At 70.5% G+C, this 22,536-nt stretch carries 20 protein-coding genes; 10 read left to right on the forward strand and 10 right to left on the reverse strand.

What is annotated here, in order from left to right; all coding sequences use genetic code 11:
* Window positions 1–4: 4 nt before the first annotated feature.
* From AACH10_RS07615 to lplT, 4 genes are all read right to left on the reverse strand, one after another.
* Window positions 5–2,203, reverse strand: coding sequence for a putative bifunctional diguanylate cyclase/phosphodiesterase (locus AACH10_RS07615; RefSeq protein WP_341409768.1), 2,199 nt, complete (start codon window positions 2,201–2,203; stop codon window positions 5–7).
* A gap of 20 nt (window positions 2,204–2,223) precedes the next feature.
* Window positions 2,224–2,757 (reverse strand): YfiR family protein, encoded by a 534-nt coding sequence (locus AACH10_RS07620; protein WP_341409769.1) that lies wholly within the window; start codon window positions 2,755–2,757, stop codon window positions 2,224–2,226.
* Window positions 2,754–4,646, reverse strand: coding sequence for a TonB-dependent receptor plug domain-containing protein (locus AACH10_RS07625; RefSeq protein WP_341409770.1), 1,893 nt, complete (start codon window positions 4,644–4,646; stop codon window positions 2,754–2,756). The genes AACH10_RS07620 and AACH10_RS07625 overlap by 4 nt, the downstream gene beginning before the upstream one ends.
* A gap of 174 nt (window positions 4,647–4,820) precedes the next feature.
* The gene (lplT, locus tag AACH10_RS07630; RefSeq protein ID WP_341409771.1) at window positions 4,821–6,143 is read right to left on the reverse strand and encodes a lysophospholipid transporter LplT; all 1,323 of its coding nucleotides are present in this window, start codon (window positions 6,141–6,143) and stop codon (window positions 4,821–4,823) included.
* Between the two features lie 138 nt (window positions 6,144–6,281).
* Between lplT and pstS the strand changes: the two genes are divergently transcribed.
* Both pstS and mgtA read left to right on the forward strand, forming a co-directional pair.
* Complete coding sequence (pstS, locus tag AACH10_RS07635; protein WP_341409772.1) at window positions 6,282–7,424, forward strand: phosphate ABC transporter substrate-binding protein PstS; 1,143 nt, start codon at window positions 6,282–6,284, stop codon at window positions 7,422–7,424.
* A 141-nt stretch (window positions 7,425–7,565) separates the two neighbouring features.
* Window positions 7,566–10,403, forward strand: coding sequence for a magnesium-translocating P-type ATPase (mgtA, locus tag AACH10_RS07640; protein WP_341409773.1), 2,838 nt, complete (start codon window positions 7,566–7,568; stop codon window positions 10,401–10,403).
* Here the strand turns inward: mgtA and soxA are convergent.
* Genes soxA through AACH10_RS07670 form a run of 6 tightly spaced genes read right to left on the reverse strand, consistent with a single transcriptional unit; the run spans window position 10,346 to window position 15,084 of the window.
* Window positions 10,346–11,173 (reverse strand): sulfur oxidation c-type cytochrome SoxA, encoded by an 828-nt coding sequence (soxA, locus tag AACH10_RS07645; protein WP_341409774.1) that lies wholly within the window; start codon window positions 11,171–11,173, stop codon window positions 10,346–10,348. The genes mgtA and soxA overlap by 58 nt on opposite strands.
* On the reverse strand, window positions 11,170–11,493 hold the full coding sequence (locus AACH10_RS07650; RefSeq protein WP_341409775.1) for a thiosulfate oxidation carrier complex protein SoxZ: 324 nt from the start codon (window positions 11,491–11,493) through the stop codon (window positions 11,170–11,172). The genes soxA and AACH10_RS07650 overlap by 4 nt, the downstream gene beginning before the upstream one ends.
* A 1-nt stretch (window position 11,494) precedes the next feature.
* The gene (locus tag AACH10_RS07655; RefSeq protein ID WP_341409776.1) at window positions 11,495–11,977 is read right to left on the reverse strand and encodes a SoxY-related AACIE arm protein; all 483 of its coding nucleotides are present in this window, start codon (window positions 11,975–11,977) and stop codon (window positions 11,495–11,497) included.
* Window positions 11,974–12,414 carry a sulfur oxidation c-type cytochrome SoxX gene (soxX, locus tag AACH10_RS07660; protein WP_341409777.1) on the reverse strand — a complete coding sequence of 147 codons (441 nt, stop codon included), beginning with the start codon at window positions 12,412–12,414 and terminating at the stop codon, window positions 11,974–11,976. The genes AACH10_RS07655 and soxX overlap by 4 nt, the downstream gene beginning before the upstream one ends.
* Entirely contained in the window at window positions 12,407–14,587 is a 2,181-nt protein-coding gene (locus AACH10_RS07665) for a xanthine dehydrogenase family protein molybdopterin-binding subunit (protein ID WP_341409778.1), read from the reverse strand. The genes soxX and AACH10_RS07665 overlap by 8 nt, the downstream gene beginning before the upstream one ends.
* Window positions 14,584–15,084: a (2Fe-2S)-binding protein gene (locus AACH10_RS07670; protein WP_341409779.1), complete on the reverse strand. Its 501-nt coding sequence runs from the start codon at window positions 15,082–15,084 to the stop codon at window positions 14,584–14,586. The genes AACH10_RS07665 and AACH10_RS07670 overlap by 4 nt, the downstream gene beginning before the upstream one ends.
* Before the next feature lie 207 nt (window positions 15,085–15,291).
* Here AACH10_RS07670 and AACH10_RS07675 point away from each other — a divergent pair, with 207 nt between their 5' ends.
* From AACH10_RS07675 to epsI, 8 genes are all read left to right on the forward strand, one after another.
* Window positions 15,292–15,702, forward strand: coding sequence for a gamma-butyrobetaine hydroxylase family protein (locus AACH10_RS07675; protein WP_341409780.1), 411 nt, complete (start codon window positions 15,292–15,294; stop codon window positions 15,700–15,702).
* Between the two features lie 33 nt (window positions 15,703–15,735).
* Window positions 15,736–16,467, forward strand: a complete 732-nt coding sequence (ubiE, locus tag AACH10_RS07680; protein WP_341409781.1) for a bifunctional demethylmenaquinone methyltransferase/2-methoxy-6-polyprenyl-1,4-benzoquinol methylase UbiE — start codon at window positions 15,736–15,738, stop codon at window positions 16,465–16,467.
* Between the two features lie 241 nt (window positions 16,468–16,708).
* Window positions 16,709–17,734: an EpsD family peptidyl-prolyl cis-trans isomerase gene (locus AACH10_RS07685; protein ID WP_341409782.1), complete on the forward strand. Its 1,026-nt coding sequence runs from the start codon at window positions 16,709–16,711 to the stop codon at window positions 17,732–17,734.
* An 8-nt stretch (window positions 17,735–17,742) separates the two neighbouring features.
* Window positions 17,743–18,582 (forward strand): polysaccharide export protein EpsE, encoded by an 840-nt coding sequence (gene epsE / locus AACH10_RS07690; RefSeq protein ID WP_341409783.1) that lies wholly within the window; start codon window positions 17,743–17,745, stop codon window positions 18,580–18,582.
* Between the two features lie 21 nt (window positions 18,583–18,603).
* Window positions 18,604–20,034, forward strand: coding sequence for a chain length determinant protein EpsF (gene epsF, locus AACH10_RS07695; protein ID WP_341409784.1), 1,431 nt, complete (start codon window positions 18,604–18,606; stop codon window positions 20,032–20,034).
* Window positions 20,034–20,894, forward strand: a complete 861-nt coding sequence (locus AACH10_RS07700; RefSeq protein WP_341409785.1) for a polysaccharide biosynthesis tyrosine autokinase — start codon at window positions 20,034–20,036, stop codon at window positions 20,892–20,894. Before epsF ends, AACH10_RS07700 begins: the two co-directional genes overlap by 1 nt.
* 12 nt (window positions 20,895–20,906) lie before the next feature.
* A complete protein-coding gene (gene xrtB, locus AACH10_RS07705; RefSeq protein WP_341409786.1) occupies window positions 20,907–21,806 on the forward strand; it encodes an exosortase B in 900 nt (299 codons plus the stop codon).
* A complete protein-coding gene (gene epsI, locus AACH10_RS07710) occupies window positions 21,803–22,504 on the forward strand; it encodes an exosortase-associated protein EpsI, B-type (protein ID WP_341409787.1) in 702 nt (233 codons plus the stop codon). The genes xrtB and epsI overlap by 4 nt, the downstream gene beginning before the upstream one ends.
* The last annotated feature ends 32 nt before the right edge of the window (window positions 22,505–22,536 follow it).

Here is a 22,536-nt window from a genome sequence, read left to right on the forward strand (position 1 = left end):
CGCTTCAGGCCGGTGAGGTGAAGCGGCCCGGCGCCGTGGCCGCCGGTCCGCCGTCGGGCCCTGGCTGCACCCAGTGGTCGACCTGCGCGGCCGGCTGCGGCTCGGCAAACAGGTAGCCCTGGCCGACGCGGCAGCCCAGCTGCGCCAGGCGCCCGGCCTGGCGCTCGGTCTCGATGCCCTCGGCCACCACCTCGATGCCCAGCGCCCGGCCCACGGCCACGATGGCCTGCACGATGGCCGAGCGGTGCGCCACCTGCTCCTGCAGCGGGCGCACGAAGGCGCGGTCGATCTTCAGCGTGGTCACCGGAAAGCTGTCCAGGTAGGCCAGCGAGGAGTAGCCGATGCCGAAGTCGTCGATGGCCAGGCCGAAGCCGGCGGCGCGCAGCCGTGCCATGCGGCCCAGCATCACCGGTGAGCGGTCGACCAGCAGGTTCTCGGTCAGCTCCAGCTCCACCGCGCCGGCGGCCAGGCCGCTGTCGGCCAGGATGTTGCACAGCCGCTCCAGCGCCGCGTCATCGGCCAGCTGCACCGGCGAGAGGTTCACGCCCACCCGCAGCCGGGGGTCGCGGCGGCGCCACTGCACAAGCTGCGCGCAGGCCTGCTGCAGCGCCCATTCGCCGATCGGCACGATCTGCCCGCCGGACTCGGCGAAGGGGATGAAATCCATCGGCCGGATGGCCCCCAGCGTCGGGTGCTGCCAGCGCAGCAGCGCCTCCATGCCCACGCAGCGCCGGCTGGCCAGGTCCAGCTGGGGCTGGTAGGCCAGTGCCAGCTGGCCCTCCCGCAGCGCAGCGGCCAGGCCGCCGCGCAAGGCCTGGCGGCGCTGCTGCGCCGACTCGCTGCCGCCCGGCCGGTGGACGCGGAAACAGTTGCGGCCCTGCTGCTTGGCCTGGTACATGGCCGCGTCGGCATGGCGCAACGCGGCCTCGCGGCCGGTGTCCCGCTCGGATGCGGCCGCGCCCGGGCCCGCGGCCGCCTGCGCGCCGGCCGGCTCGGGCAGCAGGCAGATGCCCATGCTGGCCGACACATGGCCCACCTGCCGGCCCAGCGTGTAGGGCGCCGCCAGTTCGTCCAGCAGCTTGCCGGCCAGGCTTTCCACCTGCGGCAGGCCGCCCACGCGCTCCAGGATCACCGCGAACTCGTCGCCGCCCAGGCGGCAGATCACGTCGCCGCTGCGCAGGGTGCTGCGCAGCCGCTGGCCCACCTGGCGCAGCAGCTCGTCGCCCTGCTCGTGGCCGAGGTTGTCGTTGACCTGCTTGAAGCCGTCCAGGTCCAGGAACAGCAGCGCGGCGGTCTGGCCCGACAGGCGCGTCTGGGCCAGGACCTGATCGATGCGCTCCATGAAGTGGTGGCGGTTGTGCAGCCCGGTCACGGCGTCCAGGTAGGCCAGGTCGTTGAGCCGGCGCTCGGCATGGCGGCGCTGCACCAGCTCCTCGTTCAGGCGGCCGTCGCGCTGCTGCAGCTGGGCCAGCATGGCGTTGAAGGCGGCGGCCAGTGCCTGCACCTCGGCATTGGCCGCGGACTGGAAGCGGCGCGAGAAATCCTCGTGCGCACGCACATGGCTCGCCACCTCCACCAGTTCGTCCAGCGGCCCGGCCACGCGGCGTGCCAGGCGCCGCCACAGCGGCACCGCCGCCGCGAAGACCAGCGCCGCCGCGATGGCGCTGAACAGCAGCGTGCCCAGCAGCGCGCGGTAGGCGCCGGCCAGGCTGGCCTCGATGGCGACCAGGCCCTGCGGCTCGGCATGCCGCACCACCGGCAGGTACAGCGCCATGCCGCACCAGCGCGCCTGCAGGCCGCTGCCGCCGGGCTGCAGCGCATGGCAGGTGTCGCTGGCGCCCTGGCGCTGCCAGCGCGCCAGTTCACGGCCGTCCGGCAGGAACAGCCGGGCCTGCGTCACATCGGGCGCCGACGCCAGCGAGGCCAGGATCTCGGCGGCCTCGGCCTCGTTGCCGAACATGGCCGCGGCCTGGCTGTTGTGCGCCACCATGCCGGCCAGGGCCTGCAGCTGGCCCTGCAGGTCGGCGCGGCGGTTGGCCACCTCGTGCAGCACCATCAGCACCGCGAACAGCGCCAGCAGCGCGCCGGTCAGCAGCAGGCCCAGCCGGGTGATCAGGCGCGCGATCGGAGGGGCGGTCGGGGGCGCAGCCAGTGCTGCGGTCGGGGCAGGGGGCGGTGCCGCGGCGCGGGTGTCGTCGGTCATCGGCGGAGCGGGCCGGCGGCTCAGCGGGCGCCGGCCACGTAGTGCGCCATCTTCAGCAGCCGGGCCGACAGGTCGATGTTGGCCTTGCGGGCGGCATGCAGGTTCACGTCGAAGGCCAGCTTCAGATCGCGCTTGCGGATCTCGATGATCATGCCGCGGTCGGCCAGGCCGTCGCTGTCGGTGATGGTGAGGATCGGCGCGCCGGCCAGGCGCGGCAGCAGTTCCTCGGCGGCCGCGCGCTGGCTGTCGTCGACATACAGCGCATGGCAGCGTTCCAGGCTGTCGCGCGGCCCGACATGGCGGATGCTGATGTGCAGCCCGTTGAGCACGTTCTTGCCCTCCAGCCGCGCCAGCGCCTCGTCGAGCGCGCTGCGGCCCAGCACGCACAGCCGGAAGGGCTCGCTGGGCGGCACCGGCCACTGCGTGAACTGGATGAAGTTGTAGAGGAAGGCCGCCTTCACCGTGCGCTCATCGGCCTGGCCACGCGCGGCGGGGCCGGCGAGCAGCGTGGCCACCAGCACCAGCAGCTGGCAAATCCGGATCCGTGTGTTCACTGGAAGCTCCCTCCCAGCTCGATCCAGGCGTGGCGGTTGCGCCGGCCCTGCCAGGCGGGGTCGTCGCTGAACGAGTCGTCCTGGCCATGCGCGCGGCTGTTGGTCAGGTTGCGCAGGCCCACGCGCAGGTCCAGCCCGTGCAGCCAGCGCGTGGCCAGCAGCGTCAGGTCGAGCCGGGTGCTGGCCGGCACCGTGCCGCCCGAGCCGTTTTGCGTGCTGCCGGTGTGGCGCAGCGCGGCGCTCAGGCGCCAGCGCTCGCTGCCCAGCGGCGCCGACAGCTGCAGCTTGGTGAGATGGCGTGGCGAGTCGGCCAGCGTGCGGCCCAGGTCGTCGCTGGCGAACTGCCAGGCCTGGCTGCCGCGCAGCCGCCAGCCGGCATGCTGCCACTCGCCTTCCACTTCCAGCCCGCGGCCGCGCAGGCGCTGCACGTCCTCGGCGGCGCCGATCAGGTCGCGCACCCGGTAGTGGTAGGCGGTGGCCAGCCAGCGTTGCTGCGGCCCGCGGTATTCGACGCCCAGCTCGCGGCTGTGCACCTGCTCGGCGCTGCTGCGCGGCGCGTCGCCGAAGTCCTCCTCGTCCACCGAGGGCAGGCGGTGCGACAGGCCTTGCGACCACTTCACCGTCCAGTGGGGCGCCGCGTCCCAGACCAGCGCGTTGCGCGGGCTGGCCGTCCAGTCACCCCCGTTGCGGTGCGCCAGGCGCAGCCCCAGCGTGAGGTGCAGATCGTCGCGCAGGCGGATGCGGTCTTCGGCCGAGGCGCTGGCGCTCTGGCGATGCAGGTACCAGCTGGCGGCCTCGCGCGTGGGCGTGGCCAGGCGGCGGTAGCGCAGCAGCGGATCCTGGCGCCAGCGCAGGCCCAGTACCAGCGCGTGGCGGCCCGGGCCCTGGTAGGCGGCCTGGCCATCCAGCTCCCACCAGCCACCGTCGACGCGCACGCGCCGCCGCGGGCCGTCCTCGTTGTCGTAGTCGTAGTGGTAGTAGTGCTGGCCGCCCTGCCAACGCAGGCCGACGCGCCAATCCTCGCCCAGCATGCGGTCGTGGCCGATCGCGTAGAAGCTGCTGCCATCGACGAAGCGGTCGTCCTCGACCGGGCCATAGCGCGTGGCGGCGCTGTGGCGCATGCCGAGTGCCTGGGCCGTCCAGCCCTGCCACTGGCCCTTGAGCAGCCACTGCATCGCCCGGCCATCGCCCGGCCAGGGCTGGTGCCCGAGCTCGGCGCTGGGCAGGCCGTCGTCATGGCGAACCGTCAGCGAGGCCAGCCACTCGGCGCCGTTGTCCAGCCGCCGGCCGCCGCTCAGGCGCACCCGGCGTTCGGCGTTGGTGCCCGCCGAGGCGGTGGCCTCCCAGCCGTTGAGCTCGCGGCCGCGGCGGGTCAGCACATTGATCACGCCGAGGAAGGCGTTGTGGCCGTACATCGCCGAGCCGCCACCCGGCGCGTACTCGATGCGTTCGATCAGGGCCGGGTCGATCAGGCTGTCCTGCGCGAGGTAGAGCTGGTCATAGAGGTTGTCGACCGCCGGCTGGCCGTCGATCAGCAGCATCACCCGCCCGGCCAGCGAACCAGGGCCGCCGATGCCGCGTGCGCCCAGGAAGGCGTAGCGCAGGTCGTGGCTGACATGCAGGCCGCGCATCTGGTCGAGCACCTCGCCCAGCGTACGCAGGCCCAGCGCGCGGATGTCCTGCGCCGTCATCACCGAGACGGCCGAGGCGGCGTCCGTCACCTGGCGGGCGAACCGGGCGGCACTGATCACCTCGGTGTCCAGCAGGCGCTCCAGCGACAGGTCGGTCAGGTCCTGGGCCCCGGCATGGCCGGTCGATGCGCAGGCCAGGGCCAGGCCACCGAGCCAGTGGCGCGCAGGTCGCAGAAAGAAGGACTTCAAGTCGGACATCAGGAAGGCGTCGCGGACAACGTCGAGGACAGCGCGGGAGACGCCATTCTGCTTGTCGTCAGCCGCAGGCCGGTCTGAAGGGGCCGGGAGCGGCCGTTCGCCGCGAAGTGGGCGAATCCGTGCAGGAGTCGTGGCTTCGGCTGTCGACGGCCGCGCGATGGGGGCAGCGCGCCTTCAGCGCCCGGGTCGGCGTTCGCGTTCGCGCCAGGCCAGGGCGCCGATGGCCCCGGCAATGGCCAGGCCGTACAGCGCCATGATCTGCACGATGGGCAGCTCGGCCTTCAGCAGCAGCGCATAGACGGCCAGCATGGCCAGCACGCTGGCGTTCTCGTTGAAGCCCTGCACGGCGATGGAGCGGCCGGGGCTCAGCAGCACATGGCCGCGGTGCTGCAGCAGCGCGTTCAGCGGCACCACCATCAGGCCGCCCACGGCGCCCACGGCCATCAGCAGCACGGCGGCGGTGCCCAGGTGGGTGGTGGCGGCCACCAGCGGCATCATCGCGCCCAGCAGCACGCCGGCCAGCAGCATGCGCCGCGCCGCGGCCAGCGGCACGTAGCGCCCGGCCGCGCCGGCGCCCAGCACCACGCCGATGCCCACCATGGCCTGCAGCCCGGCCGATCGCTCCAGTGGCAGCTGCAGCACCTGCTCGGCCCAGCGCAGCACCGCGAACTGCAGTGTGGCGCCCAGGCCCCAGAAGATGGTGGTGACGGTGAGCGACATGCCGCCATCGCGGTCGTGCCACAGCGTGCGGTTGGCCAGCGCGAAGTCGCGCACCAGGGCCACCGGGTGCAGCGGCGGGCGGTGCAGCGGGTGGCCGCTGTCGGGCACGCGGCGGTTGATCAGGCCGGCCAGCCCGTACACGCCGGCCACCGCCGCCAGCGACAAGGCCAGCGGCCCGCAGGCCAGGCCAGCCTGCGCCGGCAGCGCCTGGTGCCAGGGCGCCAGCGCGGCCTGGCCCAGCAGCTGCGGGCTGACCAGCGCACCGCCGATCACCGCACCCAGCAGCGCCGCGCCCACCACCGACACCTCGATCCAGCCATTGGCGCGCACTAGGCGCTCGGGCCCCACCAGCTCGGTCACCAGGCCGTACTTGGCCGGCGCGTAGGCGGCGGCGCCGAAGCCCACGATGCCGAAGGCCGCCACCGGGTGCAGGCCGGCCAGCAGGGCCAGCACCGCCACCAGCTTGACGGCGTTCATCACCTCCATCAGCCGCGCCTTGGGCCAGGCATCGGCCAGCACCCCGACGAAGGGCGCCAGCAGCACGTAGGAGACGGTGGAGCCCAGCTTCAGCAGCGGCGCCCACCACGGCGGCAGGCCCCGCTGGGCCAGCAGCCCGATGGCCACGATGAGCAGCGCGTTGTCGGCCAGCGACGAGCAGAACTGCGCCGCGATCAGGCGATGGAAGCCGCGCGGCATGCGCCCCCGGTGCGCCTGCGCCTGCGCCGGTGCGCGTGCGGTGCCGGGGGGGATCAGCGGTGCAAGGTCGTCGGAGGCCAAGCCGCACAGGATGCCGGGCCGATGCGACGAAACGATGGCAGGCCCGTGCGGTGGGCGGGCCGGGCGTGCGGCGAGCCGGCGCTTCGCTAGACTCGCGCGCCCTGCGCCTCCTGCGCAGTTGTTCGTGAAGTCCGTCACATGTCGTCTTTGAAGTTTCCGATCCCGCCCGGTGCCGGTGCGGGCCTTTCCGTCGCGCCACCCGCGTCGGCCGCGCGGCGCCAGTGGCTGCGCGCTGCGGGTGTGCTGGCCTGGCCGTCGGCCACCTGGGCCGCGCCGGCGTCCTCGCCCGCCACCGCCACCGGCGCGGCCGTGCAGGGCGCCGGTGCCAGCTTCCCGGCCCGGCTGTACCGGCGCTGGGCGCAAGACTATGCGCAGGCCACCGGCGCCCAGGTGAACTACCAGCCCACCGGCTCGGGCGACGGCGTCAAGCAGGCCATCGCCCGCACGGTGGCCTTCGGCGGCACCGACACGCCGCTGGCGCCCGAGGCGCTGGCCCGCCACGGCCTGATGCAGCTGCCCACGGCCGTGGGCGGCATCGTGCCCGTGGTGCACGGCGCGATCGAGGCCCACCGCCTGCGCCTGAGCGGCGAGCTGCTGGCCGAGATCTTCAGCGGCGCGGTCGAGCGCTGGGACGATCCCCGCATCGCGGCGCTGAACCGCGGCCTGTCCCTGCCCGCGCGCCGCATCGTGCGGGTGGTGCGGGCCGAGAAATCGGGCTCCACCGAAGCCTTCAGCCGCTACCTGGCCGAGCGTTCGCCGGCCTTTGCCGAGAAGGTGGGCGCGTCCGCACTGCCCGCCTGGCCGGGCGAGGTGCAGGCGGCCGAGGGCAACGACGGCGTGGCGGCGGCCGTGCGGGCCACGCCCGGCGCCATCGGCTACGTGGGCCATGACCGGGTGGAGGCGGGTGGCGTGTCGCCGGTGCAGCTGCGCAACCGCGATGGCGCCTGGGTGAGCGCCGGCGTCGGCGGCTTTCGCACCGCCGTGCTGCACAGCGACCTGCACCGCCAGGGCCAGGACCTGGCCTCGCTGATCGACCGGCCGGGCCCGGACAGCTGGCCGCTGACGCTGACGTCCTTCGTGCTGATCGATGCCGTGCCGGCCCGGGCGCAGGCGGTCGAGTGGCCGCTGCGCTTCTGGTACTGGTGCTTCATGCGCGGCGACGCCGCCACCCAGGGCACCGGCTTCGCGCCGCTGCCGGTCAGCCTGCAGGCGCGGCTGGCGGCGCGCTTTGCCGCCGTGCGCGGCGCCGATGGCCTGAGGCCGCGCTACCAGGGCGCCTGAGCCGGCCGGCCGCGGCCGCCGTGGCGGTGGGCGCTGGCCGGATCTTGTCATCGATCAAGCCCGGATGCCGTGGCGCCACCGGCAGTCACGCCGCTCTGAAACACTGCGCACAGCGCGCCGCGGTCGGCGCGGGAGCGACGGATGGTTCTGGCCGGCATCGAGAAGCTGCACGCGCGCCTGCTGCGCCGAAATGCGCTGGGGCGGCACTTCCGCAGCCTGGCCGTGTGGGACGCCTTCCACCGCCACGAGGTGCAGGGCCATGCGCTGTCGGACACGCAGTCGCAGCGCCTGCTGGCGGCCGCACGGGCCGAGCCGGCGCAGCTGCTGGCCGAGCTGGGCAGCTCACCCGACGGCCTGAGCCCGCAGCGCGCCGCCGCCGTGCGCCGCCGCGTGGGCGCCAACGTGGTGGCGCACGACCAGGCACCGCCCTGGTGGCAGCACCTGTGGCACTGCTATGCCAACCCGTTCAGCCTGCTGCTCACGCTGCTGGCGGCGGTGTCGGCGGCCACGCAGGACACGCAGGCCACGGCGGTGATCGGCGCGATGGTGCTGCTGTCCACCGGCATGCGTTTCGTGCAGGAGCGGCGCTCGAACCACGCCGCCGACGCGCTGAAGGCGCTGGTGGGCAACCGTGCCAGCGTGCGCCGCCGCAGCCTGGCGCACGAGGCGGCGGCCGAGGCGCGCGAGGGCTTCGGCGTCACGCTGCACCCGCACGCGCCGCAGGTGCAGGAGCTGCCGATGCACGAGCTGGTGCCGGGCGACATCGTGCTGCTGTCGGCCGGCGACATGGTGCCTGCCGATCTGCGCGTGCTGTCGGCCAAGGACCTGTTCGTCAGCCAGGCGGCGATGACCGGCGAATCGCTGCCGGTGGAGAAGTTCGCGCACACCCATGCCGGTGACGGCCCCGGCAGCCAGCCGCTGGAGATGGACAACCTGCTGTTCATGGGCACCAACGTGGTCAGCGGTGCCGGCCAGGCCGTGGTGGTGGCCACCGGTGGTCACAGCTTCTTCGGCGCGCTGGCGCAAAAGCTCACCGCGCAGGAGCGCACCCCCACCGCCTTCCAGGCCGGTGTCAACCGCGTCAGCTGGCTGCTGGTGCGCTTCATGCTGGTGATGGTGCCGCTGGTGTTCCTGATCAACGGCCTGACCAAGGGCGACTGGCTGGAAGCGCTGCTGTTCGCCTTGTCGGTGGCCGTGGGCCTGACGCCCGAGATGCTGCCGATGATCGTCACCTCCACGCTGGCCAAGGGCGCGGTGGCGCTGTCGCGCAAGCGGGTCATCGTGAAGCGGCTGGACGCGATCCAGAACTTCGGCGCGATGAACGTGCTGTGCACCGACAAGACCGGCACGCTGACGCAGGACCACATCGTGCTGCAGCGCCACACCGACGCCTGGGGCCGCGACGACGACGCGGTGCTGGCGCTGGCCTACCTGAACAGCCACTACCAGACCGGGCTGAAGAACCTGCTGGATGTGGCGGTGCTGGAGCACGCCCACCTGCCGCAGCAGTTGGGCATCGACACGCGCTACCGCAAGATCGACGAGATCCCGTTCGACTTCCAGCGCCGGCGCATGTCGGTGGTGGTGTCGGAGGACGAGCAGCGCGACGGCCACCACCACGAGCTGATCTGCAAGGGCGCGCTGGAGGAGGTGCTGGCCGTGTGCACGCAGGTGTGGCGCGACGGCGCGGCGCAGCCGCTGCAGGCCGCCACGCTGGCCGAGGTGCAGGCTGCGGCCGCGGCGCTCAATGCCCAGGGCCTGCGCGTGGTGGCGGTGGCGATGAAGGAGGTGCCGCCCACCCAGCAGGTGTATGGCGTGGCCGACGAGAGCGCGCTGACGCTGATGGGCTACGTGGCCTTTCTCGATCCGCCCAAGGAATCCACCGCGCCGGCGCTGGCGGCGCTGCGCGCCCACGGCATCGCGGTGAAGATCCTCACCGGCGACAACGAGCGCGTCACCGCCAAGATCTGTCATGACGTGGGCCTGCCGGCGCAGGCCGTGCTGCTGGGCGCGCAGATCGAGGCCATGAGCGACGCCGAGCTCACCCAGGCCACCGCCACGCACCAGGTGTTCGCCAAGCTCAGCCCCGCGCACAAGGAGCGCATCGTGCGCAACCTGCGCCAGGCCGGCAACGTGGTGGGCTTCATGGGCGACGGCATCAACGACGCGCCGGCGCTGCGCGCGGCCGACATCGGCATCTCGGTGGACAGCGCGGTCGACATCGCCAAGGAGGCGGCCGACATCATCCTGCTGGAAAAGAGCCTGATGGTGCTGGACCAGGGCGTGGTGGAGGGGCGCCGCACCTTCGCCAACATGCGCAAGTACATCCAGATGACCGCCAGCTCGAACTTCGGCAACGTGTTCTCGGTGCTGGTGGCCAGCGCGTTCCTGCCCTTCCTGCCGATGCTGCCGCTGCAGCTGCTGGTGCAGAACCTGCTGTACGACGTGTCGCAGACGGCGATCCCCTTCGACGACGTGGACGCCGAGGTGCTGGCCGCGCCGCAGCACTGGGACGCCGAGGCCATCGGCCGCTTCATGCGCTGGTTCGGGCCGGTGAGCTCGGTGTTCGACATCGCCACCTTCGCGCTGATGTGGTTCGTGTTCGCGGCCAACACGCCGGCCGCGCAAAGCCTGTTCCAGTCGGGCTGGTTCGTCGAGGGCCTGCTGTCGCAGACGCTGATCGTGCACATGATCCGCACGCGCCGCATCCCCTTCGTGCAAAGCCGCGCGTCCTGGCCGCTGCTGGCCACCACCGCCGCGGTGATGGCCGCCGGCGTGGCCCTGGTCATGGGGCCGCTGGCGGCGGAGTTCAGGCTGCAGGCGCTGCCGCTGGCCTACTTCGCCTGGTTGCTGCCCATGCTGCTGGCCTATGCCGGCCTGGTGCAGGGCGTGAAATGGCTGATGGCGTGGCGCGATGGCGCTCAGGGCCGCAGCGCCGCGCCCTCGTGCGCCATGCCCGCCGCGCGGCGGGACAGGTAGCTTTCCAGCGCCAGCCATTCGTCGGCGTCGGGCGCCCAGGGCTCGGCGCGCACGCCCACCAGGCAGCCCTTCAGGCGGCGCTGCAGGCTGCCCAGCGTCTGCCACTCCAGCCGGTACAGCGGGTAGCCGGTGGGGTGGGCCTGGGGGATGGGTGCGCCGCCCAGGCGCTGGCCGGAGCGCTGGTCATGGCAGTGCATGCAGGCCAGGTTCAGCTGGCCCAGGCGGGTGCGCCACAGCGCTTCGCCACGGTCCACCCACGGGGCCATCGCGGGCTCGGCGGCCGGCTGCAGGCTCTGGCCGCGGGCGGCCTGGGCCAGCAGCGCGCCCAGGGCCAGCACCTCGTCGCCCTCGGCCCCTTGTGCGGGCAGGCCCAGGTGCCGTTGGCGGCACTGGTCGATGCGCGCCGGCAGGCTGATCGGCCGGCCGCGCGCGGCGTCCCACACCGGGTGGCGGGCGGCGGCCGTGGCCAGGTGCCGCGGCGCCGGGCCGGGGGTGAGCGCATGGCAGTCGGCGCAGCGCTGGCCGTTGGCCGCGGCGCGCTGCCACAGCGTGCGGCCCTCGGCCACCCACAGCTGCGCGGGGTTCTGGGTCTCGTCGGCCTGCATGGCCCGCAGCGCGGGGGTCATGTAGGCACTGCCGGGCTGGCGGCCATCGGCCAGCGTCTGGGCCTCGACGGTGCAGGTTTCCAGCAGCGCCACCAGGGCGCCGGCCAACATGGCCCACAGGCGCTCGCGGCGCAGGCGGCGGCGGGGTTTGGCGGACGGGTTCATGCCAGGTTCAGGGTCCGGCGCTCCTCGTGCCGGAAGCCGTAGTCGCCGGTCCAGGTGAAGACCAGCGTGCCGCTGCGCTCGGCGCGCAGCCAGAAGGCGAGGTAGGGGTTGGCGGCCACGGCCTGGTACAGGTCGGCGCCGAACACCAGCGCGCCATCCAGCCGGCATTCGAAGCGGGTGATGATGTTGCGCGGCGTCATGTTGCCGTCGCCGTTCCAGCGCAGGCCCACCTCCATCGGGTGGCCGATGGTCACGCGCACCGGCACCACCTGGCCGCGTGGCGCGGGGTCGGGCAGGTGGATCAGGACCCGCGTTGCCACGTCATTCGCCTTCGATGCACGCCGCCAGCGTGACGACGACGCTGACGGTGTGCTGCCACACGCTGCCGTCGTTCAGCCGCGCCAGGGCCACCAGGCGCTGCGTGGTGGCCAGGCGGATGCGCGTGCTCAGCTCGGCCTTGCCATTGGCGGGCGACAGCTGGCAGCGGATGACGTCGCGCTGCGGGTTCTTCTCGTTGTAGATCGCGATCTCGGTGGCGTGGGCGGCCACGGTCTGCGGCACGTCCACCGTCACGGTGACCGGCACGGCATTGCCGTTGTCCACCAGCGGCGCCACGTCCAGCGCCACGCGGCCCTCGCGCACCGGCACCCCGGCGGCAAAGTTCAGGATGGCGCGCTGCAGCGTCTCTTCCAGCAGCTGCGCACCGGCCGGGCGCACGCTGAGGGCCAGCAGCGCGCCGGTGGCCAGCAGCTCACGGCGGGGCAGGATGGCGCAGGGCCGGGTGGCAGGCGGGGGGCGGCTCATTTCAGACGTGAAAGATACGCCACCACATCGGCCAGCTGCTGGGCATTGAACAGCGGCTCACCCTGGCGCGCGCGCGCCACCTGCTGCAGGCCCTGGGTGCGGGTGTAGGAGGGCATCACGCTGTCGGGGTTGAAGCGCTCGGGCGCTTCCAGCCGCTGGCGCAGCTGCTCGGCCGTGTAGCGCGCGCCCACGCCGTGCAGCGGCGGGCCCAGGTTGCCCATGGCCGCCTCGGGCTGGCCGGGCACGGCATGGCACAGCACGCACAGGCCCTGCTGCCGGCTGGCCACGATGGCCGCGCCCCGCGTGGGGTCGCCCACCGGCTGGGCCTGGGCGCCTGTGCCGGTGCCGATGCCGGCGCCCAGGCCGGCCAGCAGCAGCGCCGTGCCCAGGCCGGTGCGTCGGCATTCCCGCTGGCGCGCACGCCGCGGCTCACGCACGCTTCAGGCTGTGCTTGGCCAGCGGCAGATCGCGGATGCGGATGCCGGTGGCCGCGAAGATCGCGTTCAACACCGCCGGCGCCGCCACCGCGATCGTGGGCTCGCCCACGCCGCCCCAGAAGCCGCCCGAGGGCATCACGATGGTCTCCACCTTGGGCATCTGCGCCAGGCGCAGCACCGGGTAGGTGTCGAAGTTGGTCTCGGCGATGCGCCCGTCCTTCACCGTGCAGGCGCCCAGCAGCGCCGCGCTCAGGCCGTAGGCGAACGAGCCTTCCACCTGGGCCTCGATTTGCTGCGGGTTGACCGCGTGGCCGCAGTCGGTGGCCGCGACGATGCGGTGCACGCTGAGCTCACCGTCTTTCGACACCGACACCTCGGCGCACGCCGCCACATAGCTGCCGAAGCCGTGGCACTGCGCCAGGCCGCGGAACACCTTTTGCCCGCCCACATCGGGCGCCGGCCTGCCCCAGCCGGCGCGCTGGGCCACCGCCTCCAGCACCGCCAGGTGCTTGGGGTGGTTCTTCATCAGGCTGCGGCGCAGGGCCAGCGGGTCCTGCTGCGTGGCGTGGGCGATCTCGTCGAGGAAGCACTCCAGGTAGATGGTGTTCTGGTTCAGGTTCACGCCGCGCCAGAAGCCCGGCGGCACATGCGGGTTGCGCATGGCGTGGTCGATCAGCAGGTGGGGCACGGTGTAGCCGAACATGGCCTCGCCGCCGCCATCGTTCAGGCCCTGGAAGGCCACCGGGTCCTTGCCGTCCTTGACCATCTGCGGAAACACGCCGGCCAGGATGCTCTGGCCCGAGATGCGCATGTGCAGCGCCTGCAGCTGCCCGTTCGCGTCCAGCCCGGCCTGCAGCCGGCACTGCGTGACCGGGTGGTAGCGGCCGTGGGTCATGTCCTCCTCGCGGCTCCAGATCAGCTTGACCGGCGTGCCGGGCAGGGCCTTGGCAATCAGCACCGCCTGGCGCACCCAGTCGTGCACCGCGCCGCGCCGGCCGAAGCCACCGCCCAGGTGGATCTTGTAGACCTCGCACTGCGCGGGCGGCAGGCCGCAGGCCTCCGATGCCGCGGCCAGCGCCGCCTCGCCGTTCTGCGTGGGTGTCCACACCTCGCAGCGATCGGCCGTGACGCGGGCGGTGGCGTTCATCGGCTCCATCGTGGCGTGGTTCTGGTGCGGGTAGGCGTACACGGCCTCGATGCGCCGGGCCGCGCCGGCCAGCGCAGCGGCCACGTCGCCTTTGTTCTGCACCGAGGCGGCCTGCTGCGGCGGCACCGTCAGCCCGGCCTTGAGCAGGGCGTCCACATCGGCCTGCTGCACCTTGGCGTTCGGGCCGAAATCCCATTCGATGGGCAACGCGTCCAGCGCGCTCTTGGCGCGCCACCAGGTGTCGGCCACCACGGCCACGGCGCTGTCGCCCACCTGCACCACCTTCTTCACGCCGCGCCGGCCGCTGATGGCGGCGGCGTCGAAGCGCTTGACCGTGCCGCCGAACACCGGGCAGTCCTTGATCGCCGCATTCAGCAGGCCGGGCAGCTGCAGGTCGATGCCGTAGACCTGGCGGCCGGTGGTCTTGTCCACCGTGTCCAGCCGGGCCAGGCGCTGGCCGGCCAGTGTCCAGTCCTTGGGGTCCTTCAGCGGCACCTCCAGCGGCGGCGTCAGCGTGGCGGCCAGCGCGGCCACGGCGCCGTAGGTGGTGCGCTTGCCGCTGGCATGGGTGATCACGCCCTTGTCGGCACGGCATTCAGTGGCCGGCACGCCCCAGCCCTGGGCCGCGGCCTGCACCAGCATCATGCGGGCGGCAGCGCCGCCCTTGCGCACGTAGTCATGGCTTTCGCGAATGCCGCGGCTGCCGCCGGTGGAGAAATTGCCCCACACCCGCTTGCGCGCCAGGTTCTGGCCCGGCGTGGGGTATTCGGTGCTCACGCGCGCCCAGTCGCAGCCCAGCTCCTCGGCCACCAGCTGCGCCAGGCCGGTGAGGGTGCCCTGGCCCATCTCGCTGCGGGCGATGCGGATGACCACCCGCTCGTCGGGCTGCACCACCACCCAGGCGTTGATCTCGGGCGTGGCGCCCTGGGCCGCGGCGCCGGTGGTGGCAAAGCCCAGCGAGAAGCCGCCCGCCGTGGCGGCCACCGTGCCCAGGAAGCCCCGGCGAGTGATGTCTGGCGCGTTCATGCCTTGGCCCCCCGCTGCACATGAATCACCTGCGGCGCGGCGGGCGCGTCCATGCCGGCGGCCTGGCGGATGGCGGCGCGCACCCGGTTGTAGGTGCCGCAGCGGCACAGGTTGCTGATGGCGCCCTCGATGTCGGCATCGGAGGGTTTGGGTTTGTCCTTCAGCAAGGCGGCGGCGGCCATCAGCATGCCGCTCTGGCAGTAGCCGCACTGCGGCACGTCCAGCGCCACCCAGGCCTTTTGCAGCGGATGGCTGCCGTCGGGCGACAGGTGCTCGATGGTGGTGATCTTCTGGCTGGGCTCGATGGCCGAAACGGGCATCACGCAGCTGCGCGTGGGCACGCCGTCGATGTGCACCGTGCAGGCGCCGCACTGGGCCACGCCACAGCCATATTTGGTGCCGGTCAGCCCCAGCTGCTCGCGCAGCACCCACAGCAGCGGGGTGTCGGGTTCGGCGTCGTGGGGACGGCGTTGGCCGTTGACGTGGAGCTCGGGCATGGCGATGGCCGCAGGCGGCGTGGCGTCGAAGCGCCGGATGATCCACCGAGTCGCCGAACGGCTTCAATGCCTGTTTCTCCGACCCTGTTGCCTGCAAGCATTTGGGGCGCTTGCCTTCGGTGACAGGGCCACCCGCGCGGCATGTCGCGGCGCAGCATGCCCGGCGCTACACTGCCAGCCCACCTGACACCGCATCCGTCCGACACCATGGCCCGCCCTGAACTGCCGCAACCCACCGCGCTCACCGTGCACCAGGCCAGCCGGGTGCTGGAAGTCGGCTTCGACGACGGTGCCAGCTTCCGCATCCCCTTCGAGCTGCTGCGCGTGTACTCGCCCTCGGCCGAGGTGCAGGGCCACGGGCCCGGCCAGGAGGTGCTGCAGACCGGCAAGCGCGACGTGGAGATCCACGCCATCGAGCAGGTGGGCCACTACGCCGTGCAGCCCACCTTCAGCGACGGTCACGATTCCGGCATCTTCACCTGGGAATATCTGTACAGGCTGGGCGCCCAGCAAGATGCGCTGTGGCAGCAGTACCTTGAACGCCTGGCCGAGGCCGGCCTGGAGCGCGACGCCCCGATGGTGGAAAAGTCCGGCGGCGCCTGCGGCCACCACCACTGAGCCCCCGCCCACTTCTGCCAACAGACCAGCGCCATGGCCCAGACCCACTTTGGCTACGAAACCGTCGACGAGGCCGACAAGGCCAAGCGCGTGCGCGGGGTGTTCGATTCGGTCGCCAAGAACTACGACCTGATGAACGACCTGATGTCGATGGGCATGCACCGGGCGTGGAAGGCGTACACGGTGGCCGTGGCCAACCTGAAGGCCGGCGACAAGGTGCTCGACATTGCCGCCGGCACCGGCGATCTCACCCGCGCCTTTGCGCGCCAGGTGGGCGAGACCGGCCTGGTGCTGCACACCGACATCAACGAGGCCATGCTGCGCACCGGCCGCGACCGCCTCACCAACGAGGGCCTGCTGCTGCCCACCCTGGTGTGCGACGCCGAGAAGCTGCCGCTGCCCAGCAACCACTTCGACCTGGTGAGCGTGGCCTTCGGCCTGCGCAACATGACCCACAAGGACGGTGCGCTGGCCGAGATGTGCCGCGTGCTCAAGCCGGGTGGCCGCCTGCTGGTGCTCGAGTTCAGCAAGGTGGCCGAGCCGCTGCGCAAGCCCTACGACTTCTATTCGTTCAAGCTGCTGCCGCTGATGGGCAAGCTGGTGGCCAACGACGCCGACAGCTACCGCTACCTGGCCGAATCCATCCGCATGCACCCCGATCAGGCCGAGTTGAAGGCCATCATGAAGGGCGCGGGCTTCGGCCATGTGGACGTGCACAACCTCACCGGTGGGGTGGTGGCGCTGCACGTAGGCATCAAATGCTGATCCAGCGCCGCGTGGTCGCTGACTGATGGCGCCACCGCCCGTGCGATCTGCACAGGGGCTGCCGTGACTACCTCACGCCCCCAGGCTGTGTCGCCCCCTTGCTTGAAGGTTGGCTGTCCCAGAGCCGTCATGGATCACCATTACACTTTGCCGGCGATCTTGTGACAGGCATTTCAGCCGGCATTGGGACGGCTTTTGCATGCAGTTGGGCCTGAATCGGGGCCGAGGAGTTGCATAAGACATGACGACGTACACCACCCCGGCCCGCCAGCATGGCGTTTCTCGTGGCCTGATGCGCCTGAGCCTTGTGGCGCTGGCCACCGCCACGGCCCTGTTGGCCGCCGGTTGCGGCGACAAGAAGGACAAGGCCGCCAGCCAGACCGCCGCCAAGGTCAACGGCGACGAGATCACCGTCCACCAGATCAACTTCGTGCTGCAGCAGCAGCGCGGCCTGAAGCCCGAGCAGGCCGACGCCGCCAGCAAGCAGATCCTGCAGCGCCTGATCGATCAGCAGCTGGCCCTGCAGAAGGCCGACGAACTCAAGCTCGACCGCGACCCGCGCGTGGTGCAGCAGCTGGAAGCCGCCAAGCGCGAGATCCTGGCGCGCGCCTACCTCGAGAAGGTGGGCGAGGGCGCGGCCAAGCCCAGCAACGAAGAGATCGAGAAGTACTACAACGACAAGCCCGCGCTGTTCAAGGAACGCCGCATCTACAGCCTGCAGGAGATTGCCGTCGAGGCCAAACCCGAGCAGGTGCCGCAGCTGCGCGAGAAGCTCACCGCCGCCAAGAACATCAACGAGTTCGTCGAGTTCCTGAAGGCCAACGAGTTCAAGTTCGCCGGCAACCAGGCCGTGCGCGCCGCCGAGCAACTGCCGCTGCAAAGCCTGGACACCCTGGCCAAGCTGCAGGACGGCCAGGCCATCCTGAACCAGGGCCCCAACGGCGTGCAGGTGGTGGTGCTGGCCGGCTCGCGCAGCCAGCCGGTGAGCCTGGAGCAGGCCAAGCCCGCGATCGAGCAGTTCCTGCTGAACGAGCGCAAGCGCAAGCTGCTGGAAGCCGATGTGAAGGGCCTGCGCGAGAAGGCCAAGATCGAGTACGTGGGCAAGTTCGGCGAGGGCGTGCCCCCGGCCGGCGTCCCGGCGCTGCCGGGCTCGGCCCCGGCGGCCGACGCAGCACCCGCTGCCGCGCCTGCGCCCGCCCCGGCCCCTGCCGCCAGCGCGGGCCTGAGCGACGCCGACATCAGCAAGGGCATGGGCCTGAAGAAGTGATGACCACGATGCGCCACCCCCGTCTTGCCCTGCTGGCCGCGGCCGGCAGCCTGGTGTTCGGCCTGTGCGCCGGCCTGCCCACCGCCGCCGTGGCCCAGACCGCGCCGGCCGCCAATGCCGCGGCCGAGTACCGGCTGGGCGCAGGCGACGTGGTGCGCATCAGCGTCTACCAGAACCCCGACCTCACGCTCGAGACCCGCATCACCGAGGCGGGCATCGTCAGCTACCCGCTGCTGGGCACCGTGCGCCTGGGCAGCCTGACCGTCACCGCCGCCGAGAAGCTCATCGCCGACGGCCTGCGCAACGGCAACTTCGTCAAGAACCCGCAGGTCACGCTGGTGGTGCTGCAGGTGCGCGGCAACCAAGCCAGCGTGCTGGGCCAGGTGAACCGCCCCGGCCGCTACCCGATCGAGGTGGCCGACATGCGCCTGACCGACCTGCTGGCCATGGCCGGCGGCACGGCCAGCAACGGCAGCGACATGGTGGTGGTGACCGGCACGCGCAACGGCCAGCCCATGCGCCTGGAAATCGACCTGCCCACCGTGTTCGCCCAGGGCGGCAAGGCGCAGGACATCCTGATCCAGAACGGCGACACCGTGTGGGTGGAGCGCCAGCCGCTGGTCTACATCTACGGCGAGGTGCAGCGCCCCGGCCCCATGCGGCTGGAGCGTGGCCTGACGCTGATGCAGACGCTGGCCACCGGTGGCGGCCTCACCCAGCGCGGCACCGAAAAGGGCATCCGCGTGCACCGCAAGACGGCCGACGGCAAGGTGCAGGTGATCGCACCGGCCATGGACGACAAGATGCAGGACGGCGACGTGGTGTACGTGCGCGAAAGCCTGTTCTGATCATCTGGAGTTGGGACTGACATGACCTTCGGACAATTCCTGTCGATCCTGCGCGCGCGCAAATGGGCCGCGTTGCTGGTGTTTGCGCTGGTGGTGGCCACCACGGTGGCGGTGAGCCTGTTGCTGCCCAAGCAGTACAAGGCCGATGCCAGCGTGGTGATCGACGTCAAGCCGGATCCGATCACGGCCATGATGAATCCCACGGCGGCCATGCCCAGTTTCATGGCCACGCAGATCGACATCCTGGGCAGCGACCGCGTCGCGCTGCGCGTGATCAAGGACCTGAAGCTGACCGACAACGCGGGCCTGCGTGAGCAGTGGCAGAGCGAGGCCAACGGCAAGGGCACGTTCGAGCAGTACCTGATCGATCTGCTGCAGAAGGGCCTGGATGTGAAGCCCAGCCGCGAGAGCAACGTGATCACGGTGAGCTACAAGAGCCCTGATCCGCGCTTTGCCGCGGGCCTGGCCAACGCTTTCGCCCAGGCGTACATCGCCACCACGCTGGAACTTCGTGCCGACCCGGCGGCCAATTTCAAGAAGTTCTTCGACACCCAAACCAAGGACGCGCGCGACGCGCTGGAGAAGGCGCAAGGCAAGCTCTCGGCCTACCAGCAGGCCAAGGGCATCATCGCCACCGACGAACGCCTGGATGTCGAGAATGCCCGCCTGAATGAACTGAGCAGCCAGGTGACCCAGTTGCAGGCCGTGTCGGCTGAAAGTGCCAGCCGCCAGTCGCAGGCCCAAGGCTCGCAGGCCGATCGACTGCAGGAAGTGCTGAACAACCCGGTGATTGGCGGGCTGAAGGTTGAACTCAATCGCAACGAAGCCAGGCTGCAGGAACTGACCCAGCGCCTGGGTGATGCCAACCCGCAGGTGGTGGAAGCCAAGGCCAACATCGCTGAACTGCGTGCCCGCCTGGATGCCGAGACCAAGCGGGTGACCGGTGGCGTGGGCGTCAGCAACACCATCAACAAGGGGCGGGAAGCCCAGGTGCGCGCGGCGCTTGAAGCCCAGCGTGCCAAGGTGCTGCAACTCAAGGCCGTGCGTGACGAAGGCATGGTGCTGCAGCGCGAGGTGGAGAACGCCCAGCGCATCTACGACAACCTGGTGGTGCGCCTGAACCAGACCGGCCTGGAAGCCCAGAACACCCAGAGCTATGCGAACGTGCTCACCATGGCCCAACCACCTGCTGACCATGCCAGCCCCAAGCTGCTGCTGAACACAGCGCTGGCCGTCTTCCTGGGGTTGCTGTTGGCCGTGGGTGTGGCCTTGCTGCTGGAACTGTCCGACCGGCGCGTGCGAGCGCCTGAAGACGCCGTGGCCGCTCTGGGCCTGCCGGTGCTGGGCACGCTGCCCAAGCCCGGCGCCAAGCGCTTCAACCCCGCACGCCCCGCGCTGCATTCGCCGCAAGCCCTGTCGCTGCCGGCGCCTGAGACTGGCCGGAGCCTGTGATGACCGCGTTCCAAGACAGCACCGTGACCGACCGCTCCATCGGCGCCATCCTGGCCGATCTGCGCCACCTGAGCGCCGACCAGGTGGAAAAGATCGTGCGCCACCAGCGCGACAAAGGTGTGCGGTTTGGCGAGGCCGCCGTGGCCCTGGGTTTTGCCAGCAACGACGACGTGATGTTCGCGCTGGCCCAGCAGTTCCACTACCCCTACGCCGCCGAAGACCAGCGCAAGGCCAACCCCGAACTGGTGGCGCTGAACCAGCCGTTCGGCGTGCAGGCCGAAAGCTTTCGCGCCATCCGCAGCCAGGTGATGATGCGGCTGTTCAACGAAGGGCAGGATCGCCGCGCCATCGCGGTGGTGAGCCCCGACAGCGGCGACGGCAAGACCTTCTTTGCGGCCAACCTGGCCGTGGTGCTGGCCCAATTGGGTGGCCGCACGCTGCTGGTGGATGCTGACCTGCGCCACCCGCGCCAGCATGCCGTGTTCGGCGTGGCCAACCAGGCGGGCCTGTCAGGCATTCTGAGCGGCCGGGCCGAAAGCAAGGTTATCCAGCAGGTGCCTGGCGTGCCCAGCCTGTTCGTGCTGCCGGTGGGCACCACCCCCCCGAATCCGTTGGAACTTGTCGAGCGTCCGGCGTTCGGATTGCTGATGCGCGAACTGCTGACCAAGTTTGACCATGTGGTGGTGGACACCCCTGCGGCCTGCTACGGCAGCGACAGCGCCGTGATCGCGGCGCGCTGCGGTGCCGCGCTGGTGGTGGCGCGCAAGAACCAGGGGCGTGTCACATCGCTGCAGGATCTGGTGGCTAACCTGTCAGAAACCCCGGCCAAGGTGGCGGGGGTGGTGTTCAACGAGTTCTGATCGCATCGTCCGATGAATGCCGACCGGCCCGGAGGATCTGTAGCTCCGCCAGGCAAACCTTGGGAAGTGCTTGATCGCTCTTCGCTCGCGACCGCGGGGGTACTTGTAGCCGGCTGGCTTGCCATGTTCGGCCCTACGTACCTATGGCTTGCCGACAAGGTGTGGGCAACTGACGAGCAGGGTCACGGTCCGATCATTCTCGTAGTAAGCGCGTGGCTGCTCTACCGGCTGTGGCCCAAGTTGGCCGCTATATCCGCTCCCATGCGGGCATTGACTGGTAACTTGCTGCTGGTGTTTGGCCTGCTTCTTTACGTGGTTGGCAGGTCGCAAGACGTCGCCATCTTCGAGGTGGGTTCCCAGATCGTGGTCTTGGCAGCACTGCTGATCATCTTCGGTGGATTTAGTGCGCTGCGTCTCGCCTGGTTCCCATTGTTCTTTCTGCTCTTCATGTGTCCGCTTCCCTCGGACTTCGTCGCCTGGGTGACGGCGCCACTCAAGTCGGCTGTCTCTGCCGTGGCGGCGAACCTATTGCATTGGCTGGGTTATCCGGTTGGGCGATCGGGTGTGATTCTCAACGTGGGCCAGTACCAGTTGCTGGTTGCAGATGCCTGTGCAGGTCTAAACTCGTTGTTCACGCTTGAGGCGCTGGGTCTGCTGTATCTGAATCTGCAGAGGCACGACTCCCTGTCGCGAAACCTCACGCTGGCAACGCTGATCGTTCCCATCAGCTTTGCAGCAAACGTGATCCGTGTTTGCATCTTGGTGTTGATCACCTACCACTTCGGGGACGAAGCGGGGCAGGGCTTCCTGCATGGCTTTTCCGGCATGGTTCTGTTCTTGGCCGCCCTTGCCATGATTCTGTCCGTAGATCATGGGCTGGAGCACCTTGCCAAGCGAGGCATTCTGAAGTGACTCCGACGCTGCGCAAGGCTTTGGTGATCGCCGTAGCAATGGCTATCGCCTCTGTCATGGCTTGGGCCATGAAGCCAGTTCCACAACGCGGTCGTGTTCCCGATTTGGAGGCCATAGTGCCCCCGTCATTCGGGCAGTGGGAAGTAGACCGGTCCATCGTTCCGGTTCCGCCCAGCCCGGATCTGCAGAAAGTCATTGACAGCACCTACGACAAGACGCTTGCCCGCACCTACCGCAATGCGGACGGCTATCGGGTAATGCTGTCACTGGCTTTCGGTGGTTCGCAAACTGATGGCATGAACTACCACCGGCCTGAGGTTTGCTACCCGGCTCAGGGCTTTGACATCCGGCAGAAGCCGGAGTCTGGCGATCTCGCCGTGGGGTCGCGTGTCATTCGCGTGAAGCGCATGGTGGCTGGCTCGGGCGCCCGGAATGAGCCGATTACTTATTGGCTGGTCGTTGGTGGCGAGGTGACGGGCTACGGGCTGCAGAGAAAGCTGCTGACCATCAAGCATGGTCTAACCGGTCGAATCCCTGAGGGGATGCTGATACGGGTCTCGTCGATTGATACAGCAGCCGACAAGGCATTTGCCATCCAGCAGCAGTTTGTCGAGCAAATGGTTGCTGGGTTGCCCGCCAACGAACTCAGGCGTTTTCTGGGCGAGTCCGAACCGGCAGGCGTGCCCACGCGGCATTGATGGCCGCGAATTGGTGATGAGCGTGAACGCAG

The organism is Pseudaquabacterium inlustre, from assembly GCF_038066595.1.
GTDB classification, from domain to species: Bacteria; Pseudomonadota; Gammaproteobacteria; order Burkholderiales; family Burkholderiaceae_C; genus Pseudaquabacterium; species Pseudaquabacterium inlustre.